Source organism: Paenibacillus barcinonensis, from assembly GCF_003217495.1.
Taxonomy (GTDB): Bacteria; Bacillota; Bacilli; order Paenibacillales; family Paenibacillaceae; genus Paenibacillus; species Paenibacillus barcinonensis.
The window spans coordinates 131,396-143,204 of record NZ_QJSW01000011.1 but is presented as its reverse complement, the minus strand read 5'-3'; the positions used below and the strand labels follow the sequence as shown (position 1 = coordinate 143,204).

Below are 11,809 nucleotides of genomic sequence, written 5' to 3'. Positions count from 1 at the left end.
AGACTTGAACCAATCATTCACCTCTTGGGTGATCTGGTCGCCGCCGTTGGATTTCCAGTTAGTGACGAATTGGTCGAATGCATCGATGGGCAGTTTGCCGTAGATGATTTTGTTGAAGGTTTCAAGCTCGGACTGACGGAGCAGGTTCCACTTGGATACCATGGTTGGTGTAGCTGCGCCTGTGAAATAGTTTTGTTTGCGGATGTCGATCTGGGACATCACGACTTTACCTGCATACCAGTTTTCCGGTTTACGGAATTCGGCCATTTGTTTCTCGTATGGTGTTTCAGCTTTCTCGCCGTTCGCGAGCTTCACGAGTGTTTTCATGTACAGATCTGGAATACGCGCCGGGCCGGTCAGGAACGGGAATTCGTTGGAGAAGTCTTTGATCTTCTCTTTGTCACTGGTCGGTTTACCGTCTACGACATCCCAATTGATTGAATACATACACAATGTGGTACGACATTAGATCAATCTAAAAGGAGGCTTAGAGTGGTATTGTAAGCTTATTTTTTACGAATATCTAAAGATATTTTAGGTAATAAATACATAAAATGTAATTCGTGAAAATAGTTCAATTGGATTAATACTATGTACCTAATAGGTAATTATTTCTTTTATTGGGTTGAATTGATTATAATTAATACATATAATTCTAGTATATTGAATTAGGAGGAAAAAAATGAAAAATATATTATTGAAATTTTCAAGTTTACTTCTTATTGGAGCGATGATTCTACCTACGGGTGCATATGCCTCATCTAGCAATGATTCTATTTCAGAGAAACCAGAAGTAGAAGGTGAAATTGTTCAAGCTTATAGAGTAACTGACAATGGGATGGTTGAGCTTAGCAAAGAAGAAATTCAAGCCTATAAAGCTTTGGAAGAAACAAATAATAATGCACAAATGCACACAGATTTTACTTTTGAGGATGTCGCATCGGGTAACAATGAAATTATTACACCAAATGCAATTAATGAATACTATTGGAGATATATACAAACTACATTCAAACCTGCCGTACCTATGACTTCTCTTACAAAACGTATTTCTACGTATGTGTACAATGAAACTCTAGATCCTGCTAAAAGAACAATTTCTTCTTCTACCAGTCAGACATGGTCAGCAAATTTCGGGCTATCGTTTCAGCATAAGAAAGCTGTGTCAACAACTCTAGGGGGTAGCTGGTCTAAAACCACTAGTTTTGCTGACGTTACAGAAAGTACAGTAAGAGCTAGGCATATGAGTTGGGCGGAATTCACGCCGATTATGGATAAATCTTTTGGTTACTTAAACGAAATTTATTCATTTAATGGCTCAGTAAGAACAAAAAAATACACTGAGATTTACACAGCAAGAGAACTAGGAAATGGTCAGGCTGATGGAATTTTAGTAATCAAAACGGCCCCATATTAAAAAATAAAGAAGAAAGGTTATCCTGTTAGAATGGATAACCTTCTTCCTTTTGTTTAGGGGATCGAATTAAGTTAAAAAAAAAATTAATCTTTAACTCTAATATAAAATTAAAGTATTTACTTTTCACCTCTAACCTCACTAGTTATGATGTAAATGATTCCTATGATTAAAGAAATTATACTCAGCACTAGGAGAACATCATGTCCATTTAACCGACTTAATGCTATATTTAATGGCGAATCTGCATAATTTACAACACCACTCGTTACAATAAAATATCTCGAAACATATAATATAGTGGCTATAAAACAAAATGAAACTCCAGCCGCTCTTCTATTCATTATTAATCTCCTTTAATAATATTCTAAAAATATCTATAACTGTTTAAATATACTCTGCCATAGGTGCTTTGGCAAGCATGAAAATAATCTTGATATTTTCTTGAATTAAAATAGAGAGCTTCAAAAGGCTAGGGTAATACATAGGTTATTATATTAAATAAGTATGTGTTTCAATATTCAAGATAGACAAATTGCGGCTAATTCAAGGATTATTTTTGCTAGCATGAGAATAAAGGAGTACTTTTCCGAGTGGGGAACATCATGTGAAACAGATATATCGTGGAATTTTAAACTTTTTCAATAAAGCCGATCAGCCTGTTACTTTGAGTAAGGAGATTTAGACAAGAAAATAAAGAATAATAGATATCATTTTGAGTATTGAGGAAAGGCCCTAAACGTACCTTACCTTAAATGTGGTCAGATGGCGAAAGACCGAATACAAATAAGTTTAGTGATTTGAGCTAGACGAAAACAAGCCGAAGCATGAATCACTCGCTTCGACTCGGGTTTTAATGCTTTACTTTTCACAACAACTAATCCTTACTTCCCACTTACCGACTTGAACCAATCATTCACCTCTTGGGTGATCTGGTCGCCGCCGTTGGATTTCCAGTTAGTGACGAATTGGTCGAATGCATCGATGGGCAGTTTGCCGTAGATGATTTTGTTGAAGGTTTCAAGCTCGGACTGACGGAGCAGGTTCCACTTGGATACCATGGTTGGTGTAGCTGCGCCTGTGAAATAGTTTTGTTTGCGGATGTCGATCTGGGACATCACGACTTTACCTGCATACCAGTTTTCCGGTTTACGGAACTCGGCGATTTGTTTCTCGTATGGTGTTTCAGCTTTCTCGCCGTTCGCGAGCTTCACGAGTGTTTTCATGTACAGATCTGGAATACGTGCTGGGCCGGTCAGGAACGGGAATTCGTTGGAGAAGTCTTTGATCTTGTCCTTGTCGCTGGTCGGTTTACCGTCTATAACATCCCAGTCGTACCCTTTCGCAAAGCCGTACTCGTACGGGCTTCCTGCTTTCGGATTCGCCAGGTTATCCAGCAGGTAGTTGTAGTACAGGAAGATCGCTTCGGGATGCTTCGCATCCTTGTTGATCATGATACTTGCGTTGACACCAGAGTTCTGCCATTTCGTACCGATCTTGCCGTCTGGGCCAGCCGGAACAGGGTAGGCTTTGTATTTCGCGCCAGGTACGTTCTTCAGCAGGTCTGGAGCAGGCCAGTCCGGTACCCAGTTTGCGCCAGGCAGGATGCCGGCTTTGCCAGCCGTCCAGCTTTCAGCGGATTTACCTTCGTCCCAAAGCGCGGAGTCGGCGTGGATATATCCTTTTTCCATCCATTCAGCCAGCTTGGCAAGGGCTTGCTTCGCACCCGGATTCACGGAGCCGTACTCCAGATTGCCGTTTGCATCTTTGTTCCATTGTTCTTCAATCGTGCCGTATGCACCAAACAACCAGTCGAGTCCACCCATCCAGGTGTTAGTGTTGTTTTTGAGCGAGATGGCCAGCGGGAATACTTTGTCTGGAGACAGACCGTCCGGGTTCTCGTTTTTGAATTTGTCCATGATGTTCTCAAGGTCTGCGATGGTTTTTGGCGCTTCCAGGTTCAGCTTCTCCATCCAGTCCTCACGGAGCCAGAGCAGGGTATCGTCGTTATCCGTGTACTCCATGATTGGCATGTTGTATTTCTTGCCGTCCTTGGTGAACGGATACCACAGCTCAGGATGTGCTGCTGCGTGATCTTTCAACGTTTTGCTCGCGTACTTCTCGAACAGCTCATCAATAGCGATGAATTGACCGGAGTCGATCAGCTGATTCGTCAGTACGGCGTTCGTTGGCACGGTTACAAAATCCGGCAGCTTCTCGCCGGACGCAATTGCCAGCTGCAGCTTCTGTCTGTATTGATCGTCATTGGCTGGATACCACGTATCTTTGTGCTTCATGCCCAGCGTTTCGAGCATCCAGCGGTCATGTACGTTGTTCTCTTTGGTATCACCGTGTGCATATTTCTTCGGCATCAGCACGGAGCTGAATTCGATGGGCGGGTCGTATTTTCCTTTGGCAAACGCTGCTTCCGCTTCCGCAGAGCCGACAGCCTCTTGTTTATCATTCGTACCCTTCTCACTGGCTGACTCGCCACTGCCGCATGCAGTGATGGTGATGAGTGCGATGACCATGAGCAAGGACCACCATGTTTTGAATTTGATCATTGTTCAATCCCCCTACGATGTATGATCTTTACAAATGCGTGTTCAAAAAGGCCGGTTTTCAGTACCGAGAAGATGGGATGAAGCTAGAAATGGAGTAGCGGAGCGTAGATAGAGCTACGTGAGCAACTAAAATGTTTCCAAAAGAAACATACTTCGTAAGCCTCCCGCTTATTTCGGCTGAATCCCATATTCGATGTTGATGATGCCGTGAGGCATTCTTCGTAATCAAAAGCGGACTTTTTGAACAACCTCTACAAGTGTAACTGTACCAAGTAGAGCGGGAGCGCATCTATATGAGTTTGTTAGTTTCGATAGGACTCTCTTAGTGAAAGTGTAAAAACTTTGGCTTAATGCTGGTCACGGTACTCTTGGGGTGTCACGCCGAATTGCCGTTTGAACACTTTGATAAAATACGCCGGGTCCATATAGCCAATCTCCAGACTGATCTCATAGACTTTTTTGCTGGTGGTGACGAGCTTGTGGCAGGCTCGATCCATACGCAGGCGCGCGATATATTCACTGATGCCTTCACCTGTCTCGATCTTATAAATCTTGGACAGATGTGTTGGATGCAGATTTACATGATCTGCAAGCACACGTAAAGACACGTCCAGATGCAGATTTTTATCGGTAAACTCCTGAATTTTCTTCACATATTCCGACCGGGTATCCTTCACTTCATTGGACGTGCCTTCCTTGAGCTTGGTGAGTACGCCAAGCGACCATTTACGCAGCTTGCCGATGGTGGAGAAGGCTTCGCCGCTTTGCAGCTGCTCGATATCACTGCCCATGAGACCTGCCAGGGTCAGCTTGTTCCGATGAGCCAGGTTCGTGAAGGCAGCGGTGATGAGAAAACCGGCCTCCATACAGTGCTCCCACGATTCGGACCATTTCTCGTCCAGCTCGGCGCAGACGGCATGTATTTTGTCCTCGGCAGCATCCCATTGTCCGCTCTCCAGAAGCTGAATGAAGGTAGGCGGTGTGTAGAGCACATCCAGCGGCCCTTGTGCCGCAGGTGCTTCAACATCGGTCACTCGCATGACAAATTCACGCTCGTCGCCGACGATTTGGCGAAAATAGGCGGAAGCCTGACGGAAGCGATCGTAGATCTGATCCGGGAAGGTGAACCACTCGGTCATGACAATGGAGAGGGAGCCCTTCAGAAACTGTTTTACTTTGGATTGAAGCTGAATGGAGAGCTTCTCCAAAATGGTTTCTTTTCCAATATCGTCGCTTCGTTCCTTCAATTGCAGTAAAAACACAACATACCCGTGCTCTTCCTTCACACCCCACACGTGCATAAACTCACCCATAATCTCCTCCGCCATGTTGATGATGGCATATTCGATCAGGGTCTGATCATGGCTGTCGTAGTGACCGAACTCCTCCTCCATACGGACCAGCATCAATGCGGCATCCCCGGTGTGGAAGGGCAGGTCATAATTGTCAAGCTTACGCTCCCATTCGCTGGCGGAGAACCGGTGTCCCTGTAGAGCCTCCAAAAGAAGACGCCCCTGCAAATGCGGCAAATTCTCGCGCAGGGTAAACTGCGTCCGTGTCAGCGAGCTGACAAGCGCCCACTCATTGTTAAGCTGGTCGATGGCCTTCTGCACTGCGCCGATAAGCTCCTCATCTGTTGGCGGTTTGAGCAGATAGTCTACAGCTTCGTACTGAATCGCTTTCTTGGCATAATCGAATTCGGAGTAGCCGGATAAGAGGATGCATTTTATTTTTTTGTCCCGGATGCGAATGCGTTCGATCAGCTCTATGCCTGTCATTTCCGGCATCTGAATGTCCGAGATTACAATATCAATAGGATGGGTTTCAATGAGCTGCAGGGCTTCACGAGCAGAGTATGCCCGGTGAACCTGCTCAATCCCGAGCGTATGCCAGGGCTTGGTCATGGACAGATTGTCTACCCAGTGTGCTTCGTCGTCTACGATAATCATTTGCATGTGAATATGCTCCTTGCTTGAGGGTTTACACGCTTCTAAGCTGACATGTGTTGCAAGCAGTATATCACAACCACAATCCGCTTCTCTATGGAAAGGAGCGCGTGTCGTCCAAGGTCTGCCCGAAGTACGTTTAACATGGGGTCAATGTGATGGGATTCTACAAATGAGATATAAAAAAATTGAATGAATAATCAACAATATTGAATAAAAATCCGATATATAGGGAGTACAGTATTGGTCAGGCAAGATATCAATTGCATGTGGGAGTCTACTTGATAATGAGGGGAACGTAGAATGAATGGGGAATTCTGATTTTCTAAAGGCCATTAATAAAATTGCCCTGATTGTGGGCTGGTTGGCAGGGCTGGGAGCCAGTGGGGGACTGGTATTCGATTATCTCAGCAACACGCGTACGATCTGGGAAGCGCTGCTAATTATCGTGGTGACGATGGGCAGTGCGATTGTAAGTACGGTTCTATACATACGGAAGAAGGATTCAAGGGTTATTAAACCGCTGACGATAGGTGCGTTTGTGTTCTATTACGGATTTCTGTATATTACGTATCCGACGTTTCTGCCCTTTGTGTTTGCGTTTCCAATTCTGGCATTCGAAATTTTATCGGCTTCACGCAAAGAGCTGACAACGGTCTGTACGGTTATACTGACGATCAACGTGGTGGGTACAGTCAAAAAGCTGGGCGGGCAGCCGATGACAACGGAGGTTCAATCCCAGACGCTGATCCAGTATGGCTCGTTAATTGCTTTTGTCGTTGCTGTATTTGTGGTGGTGCATCTGTATGAAAAGGCAAGACAAACGGTACGCACGTCTGTGGAGCAGATTCAGCAATCCCAGCTGTCCCAGCAGGCCATCCTGAACGATCTGCTGGAGATGGTCAAAATATCGAACCTAAGCTCCAAGCGGGTATATGAAAATGTACAGGACACGGCGGCTTCATCCAACCGAATTATTGAAAGCCTGTCGGAGATGACAACATCCATCTCGGCAACGGATAGGCGAATTAAGAATGAGGTGCAACTGGTCACGCGGATGCAAAACAATATGACAGAGACGCTGACCCTGTCGGGTGAGATGCAGCAAGCTTTTGTAGCGATGAGCGAGGTTGTGGAAACGGGTCAGTCCACCTCCAGTGAGCTGCAGCAGAAGAGTCAGATTGTGAAGGAGAACTATGATCTGTTCTATGCGGAAATGACGAGTCTCATGACGAAAACGGAAGAGATCGAGAAGATTCTGGCCTTCATTGCAGAGATGGCGGGACAGACGCAATTGCTGGCGCTGAATGCTTCAATCGAATCGGCCCGTGCAGGGGAAGCGGGTAGGGGGTTCGGCATCATCGCTGAGCAGGTGCGCAAATTATCGAATGAATCCGCTCAGGCTTCAGTAAATATATCCACGATTGTGAAGGAAATTGTGCAGGGCATGGACAACAATGTGTCCGCAATTCAGGGATTGAAACAGCTGAATCAGGAACAGGATCAGCTAATTGTAAAAAATAGCGAGGTACTAAACCATATCTATACGGGTGTGGAGATGGTCAAAGACAAGATGACGCCAGTGAATCAGGATATTACGGCTGCGCTTGAGGCAACGGGCACGATTAGCAGTTCGATGCAGGATACAACCAAGGCATCGCAGCAGATTAATGCTCAGTTTGAGGAAAATCTGCAATTGCTCAATTCCTTCCTGGAGAAGTCAGAGGAATCGGTGCAGCTGGTCACTCAGCTTATGACAGCAGCGCAGCAAATGGATAAATACATTGAGACGTAAGAAACGAAACAGCTTAATAACGGAGGGATTTTGTGAGTAGAGCACATCATTTTTATATTGAATCGGACGAAGGAACACGCATCCATGTCTATAACTGGCTACCGAAGAGTGATGTCGAGGTCAAAGGCGTTGTACAGATCTGCCACGGGATGGCGGAGACAGCGGCCCGGTATGAGCGATTCGCGGCTGAGCTGAATCAGAACGGGTACATCGTGTACATTCACGACCAGCGCGGACATGGCAAGACGGCAGAGGTTGTGGAGAACGTGGGATATCTGGCAGAGAGCGACGGGTTCGAGTGGATGGTGCATGATCTGTATAAGCTGACCGGGATTATTAAGGAGACCTATCCCGAGCTGCCGTTGTTTTTGATGGGGCACAGCATGGGCTCGTTCGTCACGCAGCGTTATCTGATGCTCTATGGCAAGGAACTGGACGGGGTTATTCTATCTGGCTCCACGCTGCATGTACGCTTCATTCTTCATGCGGCTGCGCTGTTAACAAAGGAAGAGATTCGCCGCCGCGGCAGACGTGTTCCGAGCCACCGCATGAACAAGCTTTCGTTCGGAAGTTATAACGATGCCTTCAAGCCTGTCCGTACCGAGTTCGATTGGCTCAGCCGGGATGAGGAAGAGGTGGATAAATACATTGGTGATCCGTTCTGCGGAACGGTATTTACGACGGGATTTTTTGCAGACTTTTTCAGTGGACTCAAGCAGCTCGGGGTCAAAAGCAATCTGAATCTGGTGCGCAAGGACCTGCCGATTCATATCTTTGCCGGAGACAAGGACCCGGTAGGCAGCTTTGGCAAAGGTATTATTCGACTGTATAATGCCTACAAGCAGCAGGGGATCAATAACGTCACCTACAAGCTGTATCCAGGCGGGCGGCATGAGATGCTGAATGAAACGAACCGGGACGAGGTTACCGCTGACATTGTAGCTTGGCTGGATGAACGGATGAGTCAGCGAAGCTGATAATCCAACCGATATGTAAACCCATAATCAAAGCAAAAACGCCTTCAGCACCGCCATCATGAGCGGAAAAGGCGTTTTTGCTTATTTATAGGTCTATTATGCTTGTGGAAACAGTCTATCTTTCTGGTGCTGGATACAGCATGGATCAGTATAAAAGGGCTGCGTGGATAAGCATTAGTCGTCCTTCGACTCAGGTCCGCTTCCGTCTCCGCGCTTTGTTTCCAGCTCTTCGGAAGGAACTTCCCAGACGATTTCGGTTCGGAAGCCACCAAGCGGAGAAGGGCCAAACAGGAGGTATGAATGACTGCCAAAGGTATGGATCATACGCTGATACGTATTCCAGAGCCCGCAGCCCACTTCTTCCTGTAATGGCTCTAGCATTTCCTGATTCAACGCTTCGTATTGCTCCGGTGTAAGGCCAGGACCGTCGTCATCAATATAGATTTTGCCAAAACCGTTCACGCTCTCCCCGGTAATTCGAATCTCTCCAGCGGTATAAGACTTCCCGACACCGTGGATTACCGAGTTTTCGACCATCGGCTGCAGCATTAATCGCGGTACCGACTGGGCAAGCATATGCTCAGGGATATCAATATGATACTCGATTCTTCCGTTGCGCAGCTTCTGGATGTCCAGATAGTTGATTAGCAGCTTGATCTCTTCCTGCAACGACGATGTTTCTCGTTCCATCCGGGTGGTGTAGCGATAATACGCACTCAGATTATGCGCCATGGAGACGACAGCCTGCTCGTCCTTCATCTGCGCCATGTTAATAATATAACCGAGACAATTATATAGAAAATGTGGGTTAATCTGTGCCTGCAGCTGCTTGAGCGTAGCTTCTCTGGCCCGGATTTTCTCATGAAACACATTTTCGATCAGATCCTGAATCTGGTGTGACATATCGTTAAAGCGGTGGAACAGGAATGAGAACTCGTTCTGGTTTTTACTGTGCAAACGCACCGAATAGTCGCCCTGCTGCACGCGACGCAGACCTTTGATCAGCTTCTGGATCGGGTACTGCACATTGCGATAGAGCAGGATGGATGCGGAAATACCGACCACGAGCAGCAGAATCATGCAGGCATAGAACAGATTCTGACTCAGCGAGATGGGCTTCAGAATCTGATACAGCGGCACGACATCCACCAGATGCCAGTCGAGATAGGTGGATTTGACGGTACTGACGAGATAGTTTTTGCCGCCAAGCTCCACGACATCCTGCGTGTTATCCTCAAGCGAATGGGTGTCCAGATAACGGATCAGTTCGCCTGATAACTGCTTGTCTGCGGTACGATTCAGAATAGGAGCGCTGCCCTTGTGATAAAAGAACGGATCACCCTGCCCGCCTTCCTTATACGTATCAAGCATATTCTGGATGTTCTCATAACTGAAGCTGGCTTCAATGACGAGATTGCTTCCTGTGAGCATACCCGGCTGTGCCAATGAATCCGTATAGAACCAGTAAAAGGATTGCAGCGCATTTTTCGAATCGGTGGAATGATCCCCGTAGGTCCATTGTCCGCTCATATTTTTTTTCAAATACGCCTCGTCATAGCCCGTATCCCGATTGTAGTTTGCAATAACCTCCTTGTTCTGCTGGGAATACACCGCGTAGCGGGTAGGCCAGAGATCGGTTACGCCGGTCTGGAGCGTCATTTTCTCCTGGATGATATACCTTGTTTGCATCTGGTCATATTTGTCATCCCACATGTTCAGGCCGTTGAAGGCACGCACATTTGGATCACGCGAGAGAATAAGGCTGAAATCCATCATCTGATTGATGCGTGAGTCGATCTGACTGGACAGAAACGTGAGCTGCTTCGTATTGGAGATTTGCAGTTCTTTGCTAACCACTTCATAGGTGACGCTGTTCGAATACGTGTACATGATCACAATCGGGATGAACAGAATGATGATCAACAGATTGATTTTGGCGAACAGGCTGAAGCGGGATCGGATACCCTTTTGAAAAATGTTAAAGCGCTCCCATGTATGCATGAAAAGTCTCCTTTGTTTTCACAAACTAACAAAACCCTATCGACCCTAACAATGTTATATAGTCAGACCTCGGAATGGCTTGATACTATTTATATCAGAGAACCCGAACACACACAAAAACTTTTTTTGGGAACAGGAGAAGGTCATATGGAGGCTAAATTGGAGGGTCAACGGCTCCCGCAGGCGAAGGTGGGCAACAAGCTGGAACAGAAGAGAAAAAAACGATACAAGCAGCCGTGGGTGCTGCACTTCATGGTACTGCCAGCGGCTATTATGGTCTTTATTTTTTCATATATCCCGATGTCGGGTATTCTGATGGCGTTTCAGGATTACAAGCCTGCGCTGGGATTCGCGAATTCGGAATGGGTAGGACTGAAGCATTTCAGGTATATGTGGGAAAATGATTACTTCCTGCAGATTACGTGGAACACGCTGTTCTTTGCCTGCTCGAAAATTATTATGAATCTGATCATTCCGTTTATCTTTGCACTATTGCTTAATGAGGTGCGGAAGATGGCACTGAAACGCACGATTCAGACACTGGTGTATCTGCCACACTTTCTGTCCTGGGTTACGCTGTCCGGTATTCTGATTGATATTCTGGCACAGACGGGCATATTAAATCAGTTTCTGGTATCGGTATTTGGCATCAAGCCAATCTTCTTCCTTGGGGATGGCAACTGGTTCCGCTTCACGGTTATTGTCAGCGATGTCTGGAAGGAGTTCGGCTTCAACACGATTATCTTCCTAGCAGCCTTGGCGGGCATCAATCCTTCTCTGTATGAAGCGGCTGAAGTGGATGGAGCGGGGCGCTGGAAGCAGACGATGTACATTACGATTCCAGCTCTGATTCCCATCGGGATTGTTATCGCTACACTGGCGCTGGGGAATGTGCTCAATGCCAACTTTGACCAAATCTTCAACCTGTATAGTCCATTAATCTATCAGCAAGGGGATATCATTGATACGTTTGTGTATCGCGAAGGTCTCCTGAGCGGTCAGTTCAGCTTTGCTACGGCGGTCAATCTGTTCAAATCGGTCATCAGTCTGATCCTCATCGTGATCTCGTACCGACTGGCGTACCGTTTTGCCGGATACCGAATTTTCTAAGA

General features: G+C 46.3%; 7 protein-coding genes and 1 pseudogene. 4 read left to right on the top strand and 4 right to left on the bottom strand.

Annotated features, from left to right (window positions below; all coding sequences use genetic code 11):
- Positions 1-447 (bottom strand): annotated as a pseudogene (locus DFQ00_RS17465) (ABC transporter substrate-binding protein); the annotation flags it as partial.
- A gap of 235 nt (positions 448-682) precedes the next feature.
- Here DFQ00_RS17465 and DFQ00_RS17460 point away from each other — a divergent pair.
- Positions 683-1,417, top strand: a complete 735-nt coding sequence (locus DFQ00_RS17460) for a UBA domain-containing protein (protein ID WP_110897766.1) — start codon at positions 683-685, stop codon at positions 1,415-1,417.
- A gap of 881 nt (positions 1,418-2,298) precedes the next feature.
- Here the strand turns inward: DFQ00_RS17460 and DFQ00_RS17450 are convergent.
- Together DFQ00_RS17450 and DFQ00_RS17445 are read right to left on the bottom strand one after the other, a co-directional pair.
- Positions 2,299-3,978 carry a type 2 periplasmic-binding domain-containing protein gene (locus DFQ00_RS17450; protein WP_110897764.1) on the bottom strand — a complete coding sequence of 560 codons (1,680 nt, stop codon included), beginning with the start codon at positions 3,976-3,978 and terminating at the stop codon, positions 2,299-2,301.
- Positions 3,979-4,325: 347 nt separating this feature from the next.
- The gene (locus DFQ00_RS17445) at positions 4,326-5,933 is read right to left on the bottom strand and encodes a response regulator transcription factor (RefSeq protein WP_110897763.1); all 1,608 of its coding nucleotides are present in this window, start codon (positions 5,931-5,933) and stop codon (positions 4,326-4,328) included.
- Between the two features lie 298 nt (positions 5,934-6,231).
- Here DFQ00_RS17445 and DFQ00_RS17440 point away from each other — a divergent pair, with 298 nt between their 5' ends.
- Positions 6,232-7,719 (top strand): methyl-accepting chemotaxis protein, encoded by a 1,488-nt coding sequence (locus tag DFQ00_RS17440; protein ID WP_110897762.1) that lies wholly within the window; start codon positions 6,232-6,234, stop codon positions 7,717-7,719.
- Between the two features lie 32 nt (positions 7,720-7,751).
- Positions 7,752-8,696 carry an alpha/beta hydrolase gene (locus DFQ00_RS17435; RefSeq protein WP_110897761.1) on the top strand — a complete coding sequence of 315 codons (945 nt, stop codon included), beginning with the start codon at positions 7,752-7,754 and terminating at the stop codon, positions 8,694-8,696.
- A gap of 174 nt (positions 8,697-8,870) precedes the next feature.
- Here the strand turns inward: DFQ00_RS17435 and DFQ00_RS17430 are convergent, their stop codons facing one another.
- A complete protein-coding gene (locus tag DFQ00_RS17430; RefSeq protein WP_110897760.1) occupies positions 8,871-10,697 on the bottom strand; it encodes a cache domain-containing sensor histidine kinase in 1,827 nt (608 codons plus the stop codon).
- Between the two features lie 252 nt (positions 10,698-10,949).
- Between DFQ00_RS17430 and DFQ00_RS17425 the strand changes: the two genes are divergently transcribed.
- On the top strand, positions 10,950-11,807 hold the full coding sequence (locus DFQ00_RS17425) for an ABC transporter permease (protein ID WP_174812335.1): 858 nt from the start codon (positions 10,950-10,952) through the stop codon (positions 11,805-11,807).
- Positions 11,808-11,809 lie beyond the last annotated feature (2 nt).